This window comes from Streptomyces sp. 7R007 (assembly GCF_054850255.1).
This window is the reverse complement of record NZ_JBTWMV010000017.1, coordinates 19,509-34,983: the sequence shown is the minus strand read 5'-3', so window position 1 is coordinate 34,983 and position 15,475 is coordinate 19,509. Positions and strand designations below refer to the sequence as shown.

General features: G+C 71.0%; 16 protein-coding genes. 8 read left to right on the top strand and 8 right to left on the bottom strand.

Features of this window, described 5'->3' with window-relative positions; all coding sequences use genetic code 11:
• Positions 1 to 128: 128 nt before the first annotated feature.
• Complete coding sequence (locus tag ACYF6T_RS22810) at positions 129 to 2,411, bottom strand: transglycosylase domain-containing protein (RefSeq protein WP_461698663.1); 2,283 nt, start codon at positions 2,409 to 2,411, stop codon at positions 129 to 131.
• A 556-nt stretch (positions 2,412 to 2,967) separates the two neighbouring features.
• On the opposite strand from ACYF6T_RS22810, the gene wblA reads away from it, so the two are divergent.
• Positions 2,968 to 3,306, top strand: coding sequence for a transcriptional regulator WblA (wblA, locus tag ACYF6T_RS22805; RefSeq protein ID WP_137303403.1), 339 nt, complete (start codon positions 2,968 to 2,970; stop codon positions 3,304 to 3,306).
• Between the two features lie 59 nt (positions 3,307 to 3,365).
• Here the strand turns inward: wblA and ACYF6T_RS22800 are convergent, their stop codons facing one another.
• Both ACYF6T_RS22800 and ACYF6T_RS22795 read right to left on the bottom strand, forming a co-directional pair.
• The gene (locus tag ACYF6T_RS22800) at positions 3,366 to 4,739 is read right to left on the bottom strand and encodes an ArsA family ATPase (RefSeq protein WP_461698662.1); all 1,374 of its coding nucleotides are present in this window, start codon (positions 4,737 to 4,739) and stop codon (positions 3,366 to 3,368) included.
• Positions 4,736 to 5,713: an ArsA family ATPase gene (locus ACYF6T_RS22795; RefSeq protein WP_461698661.1), complete on the bottom strand. Its 978-nt coding sequence runs from the start codon at positions 5,711 to 5,713 to the stop codon at positions 4,736 to 4,738. The genes ACYF6T_RS22800 and ACYF6T_RS22795 overlap by 4 nt, the downstream gene beginning before the upstream one ends.
• 95 nt (positions 5,714 to 5,808) lie before the next feature.
• On the opposite strand from ACYF6T_RS22795, the gene ACYF6T_RS22790 reads away from it, so the two are divergent.
• The 4 genes from ACYF6T_RS22790 (at position 5,809) to ACYF6T_RS22775 (ending at position 8,233) form a co-directional block, all read left to right on the top strand.
• A complete protein-coding gene (locus tag ACYF6T_RS22790) occupies positions 5,809 to 5,967 on the top strand; it encodes a DUF4177 domain-containing protein (protein WP_003991873.1) in 159 nt (52 codons plus the stop codon).
• Positions 5,967 to 6,431 (top strand): RidA family protein, encoded by a 465-nt coding sequence (locus tag ACYF6T_RS22785; RefSeq protein WP_461698660.1) that lies wholly within the window; start codon positions 5,967 to 5,969, stop codon positions 6,429 to 6,431. The genes ACYF6T_RS22790 and ACYF6T_RS22785 overlap by 1 nt, the downstream gene beginning before the upstream one ends.
• A gap of 73 nt (positions 6,432 to 6,504) precedes the next feature.
• Positions 6,505 to 7,374 (top strand): NUDIX hydrolase, encoded by an 870-nt coding sequence (locus ACYF6T_RS22780; RefSeq protein ID WP_461698659.1) that lies wholly within the window; start codon positions 6,505 to 6,507, stop codon positions 7,372 to 7,374.
• A 28-nt stretch (positions 7,375 to 7,402) separates the two neighbouring features.
• On the top strand, positions 7,403 to 8,233 hold the full coding sequence (locus ACYF6T_RS22775; RefSeq protein ID WP_461698658.1) for an MBL fold metallo-hydrolase: 831 nt from the start codon (positions 7,403 to 7,405) through the stop codon (positions 8,231 to 8,233).
• Between the two features lie 46 nt (positions 8,234 to 8,279).
• Here the strand turns inward: ACYF6T_RS22775 and ACYF6T_RS22770 are convergent, their stop codons facing one another.
• Together ACYF6T_RS22770 and ACYF6T_RS22765 are read right to left on the bottom strand one after the other, a co-directional pair.
• On the bottom strand, positions 8,280 to 9,089 hold the full coding sequence (locus tag ACYF6T_RS22770) for a nucleotidyltransferase domain-containing protein (RefSeq protein ID WP_461698657.1): 810 nt from the start codon (positions 9,087 to 9,089) through the stop codon (positions 8,280 to 8,282).
• Positions 9,090 to 9,100: 11 nt separating this feature from the next.
• Positions 9,101 to 9,775 carry a Crp/Fnr family transcriptional regulator gene (locus ACYF6T_RS22765; RefSeq protein ID WP_058924095.1) on the bottom strand — a complete coding sequence of 225 codons (675 nt, stop codon included), beginning with the start codon at positions 9,773 to 9,775 and terminating at the stop codon, positions 9,101 to 9,103.
• Positions 9,776 to 10,112: 337 nt separating this feature from the next.
• Here ACYF6T_RS22765 and nth point away from each other — a divergent pair, with 337 nt between their 5' ends.
• From nth to ACYF6T_RS22750, 3 genes are all read left to right on the top strand, one after another.
• Positions 10,113 to 11,162 carry an endonuclease III gene (gene nth / locus ACYF6T_RS22760; protein WP_461698656.1) on the top strand — a complete coding sequence of 350 codons (1,050 nt, stop codon included), beginning with the start codon at positions 10,113 to 10,115 and terminating at the stop codon, positions 11,160 to 11,162.
• Positions 11,163 to 11,607: 445 nt separating this feature from the next.
• Positions 11,608 to 12,309: an NUDIX hydrolase gene (locus ACYF6T_RS22755; protein ID WP_461698655.1), complete on the top strand. Its 702-nt coding sequence runs from the start codon at positions 11,608 to 11,610 to the stop codon at positions 12,307 to 12,309.
• 119 nt (positions 12,310 to 12,428) lie between these two features.
• A complete protein-coding gene (locus ACYF6T_RS22750; protein WP_461698654.1) occupies positions 12,429 to 13,628 on the top strand; it encodes a MarP family serine protease in 1,200 nt (399 codons plus the stop codon).
• Between the two features lie 24 nt (positions 13,629 to 13,652).
• On the opposite strand, the gene ACYF6T_RS22745 is transcribed toward ACYF6T_RS22750, so the two are convergent.
• The 3 genes from ACYF6T_RS22745 to ACYF6T_RS22735 all read right to left on the bottom strand — a co-directional run bounded on the left by ACYF6T_RS22745 (position 13,653) and on the right by ACYF6T_RS22735 (position 15,395).
• Positions 13,653 to 13,835: a hypothetical protein gene (locus ACYF6T_RS22745; protein WP_461698653.1), complete on the bottom strand. Its 183-nt coding sequence runs from the start codon at positions 13,833 to 13,835 to the stop codon at positions 13,653 to 13,655.
• 127 nt (positions 13,836 to 13,962) lie between these two features.
• Entirely contained in the window at positions 13,963 to 14,901 is a 939-nt protein-coding gene (locus tag ACYF6T_RS22740; RefSeq protein WP_461698652.1) for an alpha/beta fold hydrolase, read from the bottom strand.
• Positions 14,898 to 15,395 carry a phage holin family protein gene (locus ACYF6T_RS22735; RefSeq protein WP_461698651.1) on the bottom strand — a complete coding sequence of 166 codons (498 nt, stop codon included), beginning with the start codon at positions 15,393 to 15,395 and terminating at the stop codon, positions 14,898 to 14,900. Before ACYF6T_RS22735 ends, ACYF6T_RS22740 begins: the two co-directional genes overlap by 4 nt.
• Positions 15,396 to 15,475 lie beyond the last annotated feature (80 nt).

Here is a 15,475-nt window from a genome sequence, read left to right as displayed (position 1 = left end):
AGGCAAAGCCCCCCTCAGGCGATCACCATGAAGCGACGGCCCCTTCTTCCTCGTGCAGCGGATCGCGTACGACGGAGAAGGGGCCGTCGGCCGTCGTGAACAGCCCGGAGCGCAGCCGCCGCCCGGCCTCAGCCGCGCCGCCCGCCGTTGCCGTTCCCGTTGCTCGTGCCCTGGAACAGGTTGTCCGGGATGGAGAACGTCGGCGTCGGCGTGGTGCCGCCGTCCGTGCCGCCGTTGTCCGTACCGCCGTTGATCAGGCCGCCGATGAGGCCGCCGTCGGTGGTGCCGCCGTTGTCGCCGTTGTTGCCGTCATCGTTGCCGTTGCCGTTGCCCTTGTCGTTGCCGCCGGGGATGTCGACCAGGTTGAAGGACTCGACGGGCTTGCCGTCGAGCGCGCCGGTCATGGCGTCCTTCCAGATCGGGCCGGGCGTGTCGGCGCCGTAGACGAGGGAGTGGTAGACGCCGCCGATGGAGATGTCGCGCATCTTGACCTGCTGGCTGGCGCTGCCGACCCAGACGGCGCCGGCCAGGTTCGGCGTGTAGCCGACGAACCAGGCGTTCTTGCGCTCGTCCGTCGTACCCGTCTTACCGGCGCTCTCGCGGTCGGTCAGACCCGCCTGCTGGCCGGTGCCGGAGTCGATCACACCACGCAGGAGGGTGTTGACCGTGTCGGCGGTCTTCTCGCTCATCGCGCGCGAGCAGGTCGACTTCGGCACCTCCAGGGACTTCTGCTTGTCGCCGATCTTCTGGGTGATCGACTCGATCGCGATCGGCGTGCAGTACATGCCGCGGTTGGCGAAGGCGGCGTAGGCGGTGGCCATGGTCAGCGGGGCGATGCCCTTGGAGCCCAGGGCGATGGCGGGCACCTCGGGGATCTTCTGGCCGTCGCCCTGCACGACGCCCAGCTTGCTGGTCATGTCGACCACCGGGCACAGGCCGATGTCGGAGATCATCTGCACGAAGTAGGTGTTGACCGACTTCGCCATGGCCTCCCTGAGCTGGTACGGGCCGTGCTCCGACTCGCTCTCGTTCTCCAGCTTCTCGCCGTTCTGGTTGGTCCACGGCTTGCCGCTGCACGTCTGGACCGGGCTCGGGTACTCCATCTGGTACGGCGAGGAGTACTCCTGGTTGGCCGGCCGGCCCTCCTCCAGCGCGGCCGCGGCCACGAAGGGCTTGAACGTCGAACCGGTCGGGAAGCCGAAGTTGGAGCCGCCCATGTCGGCGCCGACCGAGTAGTTGATCTCGGTCTCGTTCTTGCCGTAGCCGTACGGCTTCGACTGGCCCATCGCGAGGACCTTGCCGGTGCCGGGCTCGACCAGCGTGGCCGCGGCGGCGACGCTGTCCGACTTGTAGACGTGGTCCTTGAGGGAGGCCTGGACGGACTGCTGGGCCTGCGGGTCCAGCGTGGTGCGGATCGTCAGGCCGCCCTGGTTCCAGATCTTGGCCCGGGCCTCCTTGGTCTTGCCGAAGACCGGGTTGCTGAGGAAGACCTGCTCGACGTACTTGCAGAAGAAGCTGGCGCCCTTGACGGCGGTGATGCAGCCGTTCTTGGGCTGGCTGACCTTCAGGCCGAGGGGCTCCTTGCCGGCCTGGTCGGCCTCCGCCTGGGAGATGTCGCCGAGGTCGGCCATGCGCTGCAGCACGGTGTTGCGGCGCTTGGTGGCCTCCGCCTCGTCGTTGACCGGGTCGTAGCGGCTCGGGGACTGGACGATGCCGGCGAGGAGGGCCGACTGCGGGAGGGTGAGGTCCTTGGCGTGCTTGGAGAAGTAGCGCTCGGCGGCGGCCTCGACGCCGTAGGCCTGCTCACCGAAGAAGGTGATGTTCAGGTAGTTCTCGAGGATCTTCTTCTTGCCGAGCTCCTCCTCGACCTGGATCGCGTACTTCAGCTCCTTGATCTTGCGGCCGAGGGTCTGCTGGGTGGCCTGGGCGACCTTGGTGGGGTCGTCGCCGGCCTCCTCCACGAAGACGTTCTTCACGTACTGCTGGGTGAGTGTGGACGCGCCCTGGGCGACGCCGCCGCTCTGCGCGTTCTTGTTCAGGGCGCGCAGCACGCCCTTGAGGTCGATCGCGCCGTGCTGGTAGAAGCGCGAGTCCTCGATCGCGACGATCGCCTTCTGCATGTACGGCGAGATGTCCTTCAGGCCGACCACCGTACGGTCGCGGGAGTACACCGTGGCGATCTGGCCGCCGTCGGCGTCGAGGATGGTGGTGCGCTGGCTGAGCGGGGGCGTCTTGAGGTTGGCCGGCAGCTCGTCGAAGCTCTCCACCGACCCCTTGGCCGCCAGGCCCAGCGCACCGACGGCGGGCAGGGCGATGCCGGCCAGGACGGCTCCGGAGAGCACGCTGACACCGAGGAACTTCGCGGCCTGCTGCGTGGGGGACAGACCACCGCCCGAGCGCTTCTTTGGCATGGGGGCAGCCTAATCCGTACTCCTGAGCGTTCCGATGGAGCGGGTGCCTACCGGGAGGTTCGCGCCCCGGATCGTGACATGACGTCCGGGCCCTGTGGCCGTCGCGCATGCGCGCCCCGTCCTCCCGCTCCGGCATGACGGCATGGCAAGTGGGCTGCCTACGTTCTCATTCGCCGGACACGCGTGCAGGCGTTGGCCTAAGCTGCTCTCAACTGTCACAGCAGCAGGGCCACGTATCAATACGTCCGGCGACCCCGAATCGTTCCGGAGGTTCCCCGACTTTCTGGTGGGGGCGTGTCCGAATCCGCCTTGTGTGTCATCCGGCGTCCGTTGTGACTCAGCAGAACTGTCCCGGTTTGCCGGGATGATCACGCATGTCACCAGCTCACTCCCCCGGGTGATCTGCCGCTTACGCATAGTCCGTTCGGGCCATTCAAGATTGGGCCCGAAGGGGGTGTTGCGCTGTGCCCACCTTCCGTAACGTCCTCAACTGGCGGCGGTGAATATGCCGCTGCCGCCGTGGGGGAGCCTCGATTCGGGAGAGGACGGCGCCGGTATGGGCTGGGTAACCGACTGGAGTGCGCAGGCTGCCTGCCGCACTACCGATCCGGATGAACTGTTCGTTCAGGGAGCAGCGCAGAACAGGGCCAAGGCGGTGTGCACCGGATGTCCGGTACGCACCGAATGCCTGGCCGACGCGCTCGACAACCGCGTCGAGTTCGGCGTGTGGGGAGGCATGACGGAGCGCGAGCGCCGCGCCCTGCTGCGCAGGCGGCCGACCGTCACCTCGTGGCGCCGGCTGCTGGAGACCGCTCGCAGCGAGTACGAGCGCGGTGTGGGCATCGTCCCGCTCGACGACGACCAGGTGTACGAGAACTACGCGGCGGTGAGCTGAGACCCCGAGGCCGTCCCCCGACCGGGGAACCCTCGGAACCCCCGGGCGACCGGGAACCCTCAGGCACCCGCCGTCGGCAGCTCCGGCCGGTTGGCCGCGAGCCGGTCACCGATGTCCCGCAGCCCCGCGAGGTCGTGCACGTCGCCGGGCAGCGCGGCGACTTCGGCCACCGCCACCTCGGGGTGGAGCGCGGTGAAGCGGTCACGCGTGCGCTGCTCGCGGGAGAGCAGCCGCATCCGTTCGGCGTGCAGCCTCAACAGGCCCGCCGTGAGCCGCTCGACGGACTGCTCGTCCGCCGACGCGGAGGGGTCGTCGGCGGATGCGGAGGAGCCGTCGGCCGCCGACGCGATGGAGCCGTCGGGTGCCGATGCGGGAGAGTCACCGGACGCCGAGGCGGGAGATTCTGAACTGCCGTACGTGTCGGGAGAGTTACGAAGACCAGCTTTCCCGCCGTCCTGATCGACAATGCGGGACTCCACAAGATTTTCCGCGGCGGCGAGCGCCCGCTCGGCGGACAGCCGGTCGGCGCCGCTGCCGTGGACCCGGTTGAGCACCAGCCCGGCCAGCGGCATGTCCTCGGCCGCCAGCCGCTCCACGAAGTACGCGGCCTCCCGCAGCGCGTCCCGCTCCGGCGCCGCCACCACCAGGAACGCCGTACCGGGTGCCTGAAGCAGCTTGTACGTCGCGTCCGCGCGCGTGCGGAACCCGCCGAACATCGAGTCCATCGCCGCCACGAACGTCTGTACGTCCTTCAGCAGCTGCCCGCCGAGCAGCTTGCCCAGGGCGCCGGTCATCATCGACATCCCGACGTTCAGGAACTTCATCCCCGCGCGTCCGCCGACCTTGGCCGGCGCCAGCAGCACGCGGATCAGCTTGCCGTCGAGGAAGGAACCCAGCCGCTTCGGGGCGTCCAGGAAGTCCAGCGCCGAACGCGACGGGGGCGTGTCGACGACGATGAGGTCCCACTCGTCCCGGGCCCGCAGCTGGCCCAGCTTCTCCATCGCCATGTACTCCTGCGTGCCCGCGAAGCCCGCCGAGAGCGACTGGTAGAAGGGGTTCGACAGGATCGCGGCGGCCCGCTCCGGATCCGCGTGCGCCTCGACGATCTCGTCGAAGGTGCGCTTCATGTCCAGCATCATCGCGTGCAGCTCGCCGCCGGCGGAGTCCTCGATGCCCTTGACCCGGCGCGGGATGTTGTCGAGGGAGTCGATGCCCATGGACTGGGCGAGCCGGCGGGCCGGGTCGATGGTCAGCACGACCACCTTGCGGCCGCGCTCGGCGGCACGCAGCCCCAGGGCGGCCGCCGTGGTGGTCTTGCCGACCCCGCCCGAGCCGCAGCACACCACGATCCGGGTCGTCGGGTCGTCCAGCAGCGGGTCGACGTCGAGCACGCGCGCGGGAGCCAGTCGGTGTGCCGGTTCGTGCGGGCTCATGACATCCCCTGCTTCCGCAGCTCGGTGGCCAGTTCGTACAGGCCCGCCAGGTCCATGCCCTCGGCGAGCAGCGGCAGTTCGTGCAACGGCAGGCCCAGCTCGGCCAGCACGGAGCGCTGTTCGTGCTCCAGCGCGTACCGCTCGGCGTACTCCTCGGCCTGCCGCAGCAGTGGATCGACCAGCTTCTCCGCGTTGCCGCCGCGGCGCGCCCCGCCCAGCCCGGCCGCGGACAGCGACCTGGCGACGGCGGTGCGCGGCACCGTCCGTACGAGTTCCAGGTCGGCTCCGTCCAACACCTCCGGGCGCACCATGTTCACCATGATCCGGCCCACCGGCAGCCGCGCCGCCCGCAGTTCGGCGATGCCGTCGACGGTCTCCTGGACGGGCATCTCCTCCAGCAGCGTCACCAGGTGCACGGACGTCTCCGCGGACTTCAGCACCCGCATCACGGCCTGCGCCTGATTGTGTATCGGGCCGATCTTGGCGAGGCCCGCCACCTCGTCGTTCACGTTCAGGAAGCGGGTGATGCGGCCCGTCGGCGGGGCGTCCATGACGATGTAGTCGTAGACGAACCGCCCGTTCTTGTCCCTGCGGCGCACCGCCTCGCACGCCTTGCCGGTCAGCAGGACGTCCCTGAGGCCCGGTGCGATGGTGGTGGCGAAGTCGATCGCGCCGAGCTTCTTCAGCGCTCTGCCGGCGCCCCCGAGCTTGTAGAACATCTGGAGGTAGTCCAGAAGGGCCAGTTCGGGATCGATGGCGAGGGCGTACACCTCCCCGCCCCCGGGAGCGACGGCGATCTTCCGCTCCTCGTACGGCAGCGCTTCGGTCTCGAAGAGCTGCGCGATGCCCTGCCGGCCCTCGACCTCGACGAGAAGCGTCCGCTTCCCCTCGGTCGCGAGGGCGAGCGCGAGTGCGGCGGCGACCGTCGTCTTTCCGGTCCCGCCCTTGCCGCTGACGACCTGGAGCCTGCTCACGTCTTCGAGCCTAACCAGTCCCCGTGCGGATCACGCGACAGCCTGTGGATAACTCGACAGCGGATGGTGGCCGGGCAACGGCTAGAGTCGGCCACATGACCAAGTGGGAATACGCAACCGTGCCGCTGCTCGTCCACGCCACGAAGCAGATTCTGGACACCTGGGGCGAGGACGGCTGGGAGCTCGTCCAGGTGGTGCCCGGACCGAACAACCCCGAGCAGCTGGTGGCCTACCTGAAGCGGGAGAAGCAGTAGTGGGCGCCGTCGAGACGCGGCTGGCCGAACTCGGCCTGACGCTGCCGGAGGTCGTCCCGCCGCTCGCCGCGTACCAGCCGGCCGTGCAGTCGGGTGCGTACGTCTACACGGCCGGCCAGCTGCCGATGGTGGAGGGCAAGCTGCCCGTCACCGGCAAGGTGGGCGCGGAGGTCACCCCGGAGGAGGCCAAGGAACTGGCCCGCACCTGCGCCCTGAACGCGCTGGCCGCCGTGAAGTCCGTCACCGGCGACCTGGACCGCATCGCGCGCGTGGTGAAGGTCGTCGGCTTCGTCGCCTCGGCCGCCGACTTCACCGGCCAGCCGGGGGTCCTCAACGGCGCGAGCGAACTGCTGGGCGAGGTGCTCGGCGACAAGGGCGTGCACGCGCGCAGCGCGGTGGGCGTGGCGGTGCTGCCGCTGGACGCGCCCGTGGAGGTCGAGATCCAGGTGGAGCTCGTACCGTAGGCGCGCCGCGGGGGCGGCGCTCTGACCTCGGGGACCTCTCGAACATTCGCGCACCACGGGATAGCCTCCGGCCATGGCGAATGGGCAGTGGTTTCCGCAGGAGTGGCCGGAACGCATCCGTGCGCTCGCCGACGGCACCCTCACACCCGTCACCCCCAAGCGCGCCGCCACCGTCATGCTCCTGAAGGACACCGCGAGCGGCCCCGTGGTGCACATGCTGCGCAGACGCGCCTCCATGGCCTTCGCCGGAGGCGCGTACGCCTATCCGGGCGGCGGCGTCGACCCGCGCGACGACGAGCGGCACGTCCGCTGGGCGGGCCCTACGCGCGCGTGGTGGGCCGAGCGGCTCGGCGTCGACGAGCAGACGGCCCAGGCGATCGTCTGCGCGGCCGTACGGGAGACGTACGAGGAGGCGGGCGTCCTGCTCGCCGGCCGTACGCCCGACTCCGTGGTGGACGACACGACCGGGCCCGACTGGGAGGCCGACCGTGCCGCGCTGGTGGCCCGCCAGGAGTCCTTCGCGGAGTTCCTGGACCGGCGCGGCCTGGTGCTGCGTTCGGACCTGCTGGGGGCCTGGGCGCGCTGGATCACGCCCGAGTTCGAGGCCCGCCGCTACGACACGTTCTTCTTCGTCGCCGCCCTCCCGCACGGCCAGCGCACCCGCAACGCCTCCACGGAGGCCGACCGCACGGTGTGGACACGGCCCCGGGACGCCGCCGACGGCTACGACAAGGGCGAGCTGCTGATGATGCCGCCCACCATCTCGACCCTGCGTCAGCTGACGCCCTACGCCACGGCGGCCGAGGCGCTCGCGGCGGCTCCGCAGCGGGACATGACGCCGGTGCTGGCGCGGGCCCGGCTGGAGGAGGGCACGGGCGAGATCGTGCTGAGCTGGCCGGGACACGACGAGTTCACCAAGCACATCCCCACCGGCGGAGCCTGACCATGACGGACGCGACAGGAAGCACCGTATGACGGACGCGACAGCCCTTCCCGGCCAGCCACGAGGCGCGGTGCTCACCGGCCCCGCCACGCCGCGAGCCGTCAACGTCCTGGCGCCCAACCCGTCGCCGATGACCCTCGACGGCACGAACACCTGGATCCTCGCCGAGCCCGGCTCCGATCTGGCCGTCGTGGTCGACCCGGGGCCCCTGGACGAGGGGCACCTGCGCGCGGTCGTCGACACCGCCGAGCAGGCCGGCCGGCGTGTCGCCCTGACGCTTCTCACCCACGGCCACCCGGACCACGCCGAGGGCGCCGCCCGTTTCGCCGAGCTGACCGGCACCAAGGTGCGGGCCCTGGACCCGGCGCTGCGGCTGGGCGACGAGGGGCTGGCGGCCGGGGACGTGGTCACCGTCGGCGGCCTGGAGCTGAGGGTCGTTCCCACTCCCGGCCACACCTCGGACTCCCTGTGCTTCCACCTCCCGGCCGACCGGGCGGTGGTGACCGGCGACACCGTCCTGGGCCGCGGCACGACGGTCGTGGCGCATCCCGACGGCCGTCTGGGCGACTACCTGGACTCGCTGCGCCGGCTGCGGTCCCTGACGGTCGACGACGGCGTCCACACGGTCCTGCCCGGCCACGGACCGGTCCTGGAGGACGCCCAGGGCGCCGTCGAGTTCTACCTCGCCCACCGCGCCAGCCGTCTCGCCCAGGTCGAGACGGCGGTCGAGAACGGCTACCGCACGCCCTCGGAGGTCGTCGCCCACGTGTACGCCGACGTGGACCGCTCCCTGTGGTGGGCGGCGGAACAGTCGGTCCGGGCCCAGCTGGACTACCTGGAGGAACACGGGCTCATCTAGTGCGCGGGCAGTACGCCGGCCCGTAGCCCGCCGGTCCGCGCGTCTCCTAGTCCGGCCTGGGGGCCTTCACGCCGTGCACGCGCGCGTACTCGTCCGCGAGCCACGGTCCGAGGTCGTCCACGTACGTCCGCAGCACGACCGGATCCCCGACCGGCTCGCGGCCGAGAACGGCCGCCGCGCGCAGCTGCGCGGCGCGCTGCGGGTAGTACGCGGCGAACACCTCGGCCATCTCCGCCAGGTCGCTCGTCCAGCCGCCCCAGCGGGGCATGACGAGCGTGAACCCGGTGCGTACGAGATGCCGGGACAGGAAGCGCACCAGGGGCCGCCGGGCCTCGTCCGTGTCCTCGGCGGCCGCGATCCGCTCGCGCCAGCGGGGCAGGAACAGGGCGAGGTCGCCGTTGGTCTCGCGGGCGAGCAGGGAGTCGGGGCGGTAGCGCGGCAGGTACGCGGCGAGGTCCTCGCCCAGCAGCGGCGTGCACAGACAGGCGACGAACCACCCGAGGTCGTACGTCTCCGCCTCGCTCAGCAGCCGCTCCCGGCCGTACAGCAGCGTGCCCACGCCGTCGATCTGCGCGAACTCCCTGTCGAGCGCCTCGCTGAGCGCGCGCGTGGCGCCCCGGTCCGCCTCGGTGGGCTCCTCCCGCAACGCCACCAGCAGATCCAGGTCGCTGCGCCCCACGCGCGCGGTGCCGCGTGGAACGGAGCCGTAGAGGTACGCGCTGTGCAGCCGCGTGCCGAAGACGTCCTGGAGACGGTCGCGGGCGGCGGCCACCACAGGGCGGAAGGCGGGCGGGATGCGGGCGAGGGAGCCTTCGCGCGCGATGTGGCCCTGGGGGTCGAGGCCCTTCGGGGGCACCGGGGAGGACGTCAGCGCGAGCGCTTCGCCAGGCGCTCCACGTCCAGCAGGATCACGGCGCGCGCCTCAAGGCGCAGCCAGCCCCGCTGGGCGAAGTCCGCCAGCGCCTTGTTGACCGTCTCGCGGGACGCGCCGACCAGCTGCGCCAGCTCCTCCTGCGTGAGGTCGTGGACGACGTGGATGCCCTCCTCCGACTGCACGCCGAAGCGGCGCGAGAGGTCCAGCAGCGCCCGTGCCACGCGGCCGGGGACGTCCGAGAAGACCAGGTCGGACATCTGGTCGTTGGTCTTGCGCAGGCGCCGGGCGACGGCGCGCAGCAGGGCGCCGGCCACCTCGGGCCGTACGTTCAGCCAGGGCTGGAGGTCGCCGTGGCCCAGGCCCAGCAGCTTGACCTCGGTGAGCGCGGTGGCCGTCGCGGTCCGCGGGCCCGGGTCGAACAGCGACAGCTCGCCGATCAGTTCGCCGGGGCCGACGACGGCGAGCATGTTCTCGCGGCCGTCGGGCGAGGTGCGGTGCAGCTTGACCTTGCCCTCGGTGACCACGTAGAGCCGGTCACCGGGGTCGCCCTCGTGGAAGAGCGAGTCTCCGCGTGCGAGGGTCACCTCACTCATGGAGGCGCGGAGTTCCGCGGCCTGCTCGTCGTCGAGCGCCGCGAAGAGCGGGTTGCGCCGCAGAACGTCGTCCACGAGTTCTCTCCTTGTCGACCTGCTCAGGGGATCTTGCTTTCCCCTTGGTACCAGGGGACCTGGTTCCCCATTTTGCCGGACGGTCCAAACAGTGTGATCTGTCACAAGGATGCCGTACACATGTCCCGGGGTAAGCGGCAGGGGTCCAATCGGGGGCCGATCCCCCGGGTCCGGGGCGGATGTCGGTGCCGGGCTTTAGGCTGGCCGGGTGTCCAAAACGCCGGTGAGAGCACAGGCCAAGGGGGCTGGGCGGGTGGTTGTACGTCGTGATTCCGCTGTGGGCGAACAGGGCCCCGACGGCGGAGGGAAACCGGCGAAAAAGACAAAGGCGGCGCCCGTGAAGAAGGCGACGGCGAAGACGGCGACGACGAAGAGGACGTCAGCCAAGAAGACGGCCGCGAAGAAGAGCGCTTCTGAGACGGCCGCGAAGAAGAGCGCTTCTGAGACGGCCGCGAAGAAGAGCGCTTCCAAGGCGGCCGCGGTGAAGAAGAGCGCGGTGAAGAAGACCGCGAAGGTCGCCACGAAGAAAGTGGCCGTCGCACCGAAGAAGGCCACGGCCGCCGTCCAGGACGCCCCGCCCGCGCAGCCGGTCGCCGCGACCGTGCCCAAGGGCGAGTCGCGCACCGCGCTGGTGCGCCGCGCCCGCCGCATCAACCGCGAGCTCGCCGAGGTGTATCCGTACGCCCACCCGGAGCTGGACTTCGACAACCCCTTCCAGCTGATCGTCGCCACGGTCCTGTCGGCGCAGACGACCGACCTCAGGGTCAACCAGACGACGCCGGGCCTGTTCGCGAAGTACCCGACCCCCGAGGACCTGGCCGCCGCCAACCCGGAGGAGGTCGAGGAGATCCTGCGTCCCACCGGGTTCTTCCGGGCCAAGACCAAGTCGGTGATAGGGCTGTCGAAGGCGATCGTGGAGGACTTCGGAGGCGAGGTCCCCGGCCGCCTGGAGGACCTCGTCAAGCTGCCCGGCGTGGGCCGCAAGACCGCCTTCGTGGTCCTGGGCAACGCCTTCGGGCGCCCCGGCATCACCGTCGACACCCATTTCCAGCGGCTGGTACGGCGCTGGCGGTGGACGGAGGAGACCGACCCGGACAAGATCGAGGCCGCCGTGGGAGCGCTCTTCCCCAAGAGCGACTGGACGGACCTGTCCCACCACGTGATCTGGCACGGCCGCCGCATCTGCCACGCCCGCAAGCCCGCCTGCGGCGCCTGCCCCATCGCGCCGCTCTGCCCGGCGTACGGCGAGGGCGAGACGGACCCCGAGAAGGCGAAGAAGCTCCTCAAGTACGAGAAGGGCGGCTTCCCGGGCCAACGCCTCAAGCCCCCGCAGGCGTACCTGGACGCGGGCGGCACACCGGCCCCGCCTCTCGGGACGGCCGGATGACACAACGGCCCACACAGGACGCCACGAAGAACCCCACGCCATCGCATACGACGGACGCGGACATCAGCTCGGGTGGCGTGCGGGTGGCGGACGTGGGTGTCGGCTCGGGTGGCGTGCGGGTGGCGGACGCGGGTGTCGGCTCGGGTGGTGTGTCTGTGGTCGGCCCGGCTCGTGCCCGCCGGGTCGGTCGGCGTCGGTGGCATCGCCGTGCTTGCTGCCGTAACCGCGCCGTTCCGCGCGCTGTGGCTGCTGGGCGGTGGCTCCCTGGGGCGGGGGCCCTGCGTGGCGGCCACGGTGCCGCAGGCGGTCACCCGGCGACGCCCCCCGCTGCCGTCCCCGGGGCGTCCAGGGGGGTCTCAGGGGTACTTCAGGGGCGATCTCGGGGTTCGGGTCAGGAACGATCATCTGGGGGCCGGGCGTTGGACCGGGCAGAACGGGGGTGGCGATGACGAACGCGAGCAATACGCGGGGCGGTCCGGTGGAGCTCAGCAGGGAGGGCCTGCCGGGCTGGCTGGATCCGGTGGTGCGCGTGGTGGAGACGGTCCAGCCGCTGCAGCTGAGCCGCTTCCTGCCACCGGAGGACGGCGCCGGCCGCCAGTCGGCGGTGCTGATCCTTTTCGGCGAGGGCGAGGACGAGCGCGGCCCCGAGCTGCTGCTCATGGAGCGGGCGAGCTCGCTGAGATCCCATGCCGGGCAGCCCTCCTTCCCCGGCGGCGCCCTCGACCCCGAGGACGGCGACCCGCAGACCGACGGGCCGCTGCGGGCCGCCCTCCGCGAGGCCGAGGAGGAGACCGGCCTCGATCCCTCCGGCGTCCAGCTCTTCGGCGTCCTGCCCCGGCTGTACATCCCGGTCAGCGGCTTCGTGGTGACCCCCGTGCTGGGCTGGTGGCGCGAGCCGAGCCCGGTCGGCGTGGTCGACCCGAACGAGACGGCGCGCGTCTTCAAGGTCCCCGTGGCGGATCTCACGGACCCGGCGAACAGAGTGACGGTCACCCACCCCAGCGGCTTCAGAGGCCCGGCATTCCTGGTCGAATCGGCCCTCGTATGGGGCTTCACCGCCGGAGTCATCGACCGTCTGCTGCACTACTCCGGCTGGGAGCGCCCCTGGGACCGGGACAAGCAGGTCCCGCTGGACTGGCGGTCGTGACAGGGTGTCTGCCGTGTTCCGTCTTCCCGGGGGATGCTGTAACCGATGCCGCTTCGCGGCGGGCCGGCCCCCCGGCCGACCTGGAGTGACCGCGAAGTGATGAGGCGAGGCTCGAACCGGTGAACGTGCTGGACATCCTGTTGCTGGTCGCCGCCGTGTGGTTCGCGATCGTCGGCTACCGCCAGGGCTTCGTCGTCGGCATCCTGTCGGTGATCGGTTTCCTCGGCGGAGGTCTCGTCGCGGTCTACACGCTGCCCGTCATCTGGGACGCGCTGACCGACAACGCCGAGGTGAGCACGACCGCCGCCGTCGTCGCGGTCGTCGTCGTCATCGTCTGCGCCTCCGTCGGCCAGGCCCTGACCACCCACCTCGGCAACAAGCTGCGCCGGTACATCACCTGGTCCCCGGCCCGCGCCCTGGACGCGACCGGCGGCGCCCTCGTCAACGTCGTCGCGATGCTCCTGGTCGCCTGGCTGATCGGCTCCGCCCTCGCGGGCACCACCCTGCCCACGCTCGGCAAGGAGGTCCGCAACTCCAAGGTGCTGCTGGGCGTCTCCCGGGCGCTGCCCGACGCGGCGAACACCTGGTTCGCGGACTTCTCCTCGGTCCTCGCGCAGAACGGCTTCCCGCAGGTCTTCAGCCCGTTCTCGAACGAGCCGATCACCGACGTCCAGCCGCCCGACCCGGCCCTGGCCAACAGTCCCGTCGCCACCCGCGCCAAGCAGTCGATCGTCAAGGTCATGGGCACCGCCACGAGCTGTGGCAAGGTCCTGGAGGGCAGCGGCTTCGTCTTCGGCGACCGCCGCGTCATGACCAACGCGCACGTGGTCGGGGGCGTCGACGAACCCACCGTGCAGATCGGGGGCGAGGGCCGGAAGTACGACGCCACGGTCGTCCTCTACGACTGGCACCGCGACATCGCCGTACTCGACGTGCCCGATCTCAGGGCGCCCGCGCTGCGGTTCAGCACCACGGACGCCCGCAGCAGCGACAGCGCCATCATCGCGGGCTTCCCGGAGAACGGCTCGTACGACGTCCGCGCCGCACGCGTGCGTGGCCGCATCCCGGCCAACGGCCCGGACATCTACCACCGCGGCACGGTCCGCCGTGACGTCTACTCGCTGTACGCGACCGTCCGCCAGGGCAACTCCGGCGGCCCGCTGCTGACACCCCAGGGGGAGGTCTACGGCGTGGTGTTCGCGAAGTCCCTCGACGACGCCGACACCGGATACGCCCTCACGGCGGACGAGATCCAGCAGGACATCACCAAGGGGCGTACCGCCAACCAGCAGGTGGACAGCGACAGCTGCGCCCTGTGAGGCGTGGGTGAGGTGAAGGGGGCGTCAGCCGCGGGGGTGACGCAGGCGTACCGAGACCCAGCGGGCCCGGCGGCGCAGGATGCGCGGGATGCCCACCCGGAGATCCGTACCCGCCATCTGCGGGGCGGCCCCTCGCTGGTGGGAGCTCAGGCCACCGGCCGAGCGGCGAGTGCGTGCTGCGTCACTGTAGTCGTGCGTCCAGCCCATACCCCGACGTGTGCCCCTGCCCCAAGGTCGATAACCGCTCGCGGGACCCCCAATTGGCCTATGCGCCGGGCAATTGGCTGTTCGTACGACAGGTGTTCGTGTCCGGATACCGGGCGCGTTCGGGTCGTCACCGATCGGGTTCGGGGTCTTTCAGCCAGTTGACCAGTTCTGTGCTGAAAGCGACCGGATCTTCCTCGTGTGGGAAGTGACCGAGGCCGTCGAACAGGCGCCAGCGGTACGGGGCTTCGACGTACTCGCCGGAGCCGGCCGCGCTGCGGGTGCGCAGGACGGGATCGAGGGAGCCGTGCAGATGGAGCGTCGGCACGCGCAGGGGGCGCTTCATGCGCCGGTAGAACTGGATGCCGTCCGGGCGGGCCATCGACCGCACCAGCCACCGGTACGGCTCGATGGAGCAGTGCGCCGTCGAGGGGATGCACATCGCGCGGCGGTAGGTGTCGAGGCTCTTGTCGTCGGGCGGGTTCGGCCCCGACCAGTCCCGGATCAGGTCGGCGACGAGGGCGCCGTCGTCGGCGGTCAGCTGCCGCTCCGGGATCCAGGGCCGCTGGAACCCCCAGATGTAGGAACCGGCGCGCGTCTGGCGCAGGTCGGAGAGCATCGCCGAGCGCCAGCGCCGCGGATGCGGCATGGACACGACCGCGAGCCGGCGCACCAGCTTGGGCCGCATCACGGCCGCCGTCCACGCCAGGTAGCCGCCGAGGTCGTGCCCGACCAGCGCGGCGTCCGGCTCGCCCAGGGAGCGCACCACGCCGGTGATGTCGAGCGCGAGGCCCGCGGGGTCGTAGCCGCGCGGGGTGCGGTCGCTGCCGCCGACGCCGCGCAGGTCCATCGCGACGGCCCGGAAGCCCGCGTCGGCGAGCGCGGTCAGCTGGTGCCGCCAGGTCCACCAGAACTGGGGGAAGCCGTGCAGCAGCAGCACCAGCGGCCCGTCGCCCATCTCGGCGATGTGGAAGCGCGCGCCGTTGGCGGCCACCTCCCGGTGCGTCCAGGGGCCGTCGGGCCGTACGACCGAAGCGGGTTGCGCCGGATGGAGGGCGGGATCCGTCATGAGGACGAGCGTGCCACAGCCTCGATGGCCGCGGGGGCGCGGTCCTCGAGAGCCGGCGTCTCGGCGGGGCGCGGATGCGGCTTGGCCTTCTGCAGGACGCCCGCCGTCTCCTTCATCGACGCGGCGACCTTCTGCGGGCCCTTGCTCTTCTGCGCCTTCTTCGCGAAGACCACGCCGATCAGCGCGAGGCCGCCGGCGACCAGGACGTTCGCCGCGAAGGAGAGCAGGAAGCAGACGGCGAGGTTCCAGTCACTCCAGGTCCGGATGCCGTACGCCAGCGCGAAGTTGAGCATCGGCAGGGAGAACACCAGCACCGCGCCGGCCACCGTGAACGCGCCGCCGCTCGCCGCGCCGCGCTTGACGTCCTGCTTCAGCTGCGCCTTCGCCAGCGCGATCTCGTCGTGCACCAGCGCCGACAATTCGGTCGTCGCCGAGGCGAACAGCTGGCCGATGCTGCGTTCGGCGCCGACCGGGCTGCCGTCGGGTGCGCTCATCGCGTTCTCCCTGCTCTCTGCCTGACTGCTGTCCACGGGCCGTTTCCACGGCCCGTTTGCGTACGGTCCTTTTGTACCGT

Bases quoted from the DNA above. Each gene is read 5' to 3' on its own strand.
- ACYF6T_RS22810 (WP_461698663.1), bottom strand. From the start codon at position 2,411: ATGCCAAAGAAGCGCTCGGGCGGTGGTCTGTCCCCCACGCAGCAGGCC.
- wblA (WP_137303403.1), top strand. From the start codon at position 2,968: ATGGGCTGGGTAACCGACTGGAGTGCGCAGGCTGCCTGCCGCACTACC.
- ACYF6T_RS22800 (WP_461698662.1), bottom strand. From the start codon at position 4,739: ATGAGCCCGCACGAACCGGCACACCGACTGGCTCCCGCGCGCGTGCTC.
- ACYF6T_RS22790 (WP_003991873.1), top strand. From the start codon at position 5,809: ATGACCAAGTGGGAATACGCAACCGTGCCGCTGCTCGTCCACGCCACG.
- ACYF6T_RS22780 (WP_461698659.1), top strand. From the start codon at position 6,505: ATGGCGAATGGGCAGTGGTTTCCGCAGGAGTGGCCGGAACGCATCCGT.
- ACYF6T_RS22775 (WP_461698658.1), top strand. From the start codon at position 7,403: ATGACGGACGCGACAGCCCTTCCCGGCCAGCCACGAGGCGCGGTGCTC.
- ACYF6T_RS22755 (WP_461698655.1), top strand. From the start codon at position 11,608: ATGACGAACGCGAGCAATACGCGGGGCGGTCCGGTGGAGCTCAGCAGG.
- ACYF6T_RS22745 (WP_461698653.1), bottom strand. From the start codon at position 13,835: ATGGGCTGGACGCACGACTACAGTGACGCAGCACGCACTCGCCGCTCG.
- ACYF6T_RS22740 (WP_461698652.1), bottom strand. From the start codon at position 14,901: ATGACGGATCCCGCCCTCCATCCGGCGCAACCCGCTTCGGTCGTACGG.
- ACYF6T_RS22735 (WP_461698651.1), bottom strand. From the start codon at position 15,395: ATGAGCGCACCCGACGGCAGCCCGGTCGGCGCCGAACGCAGCATCGGC.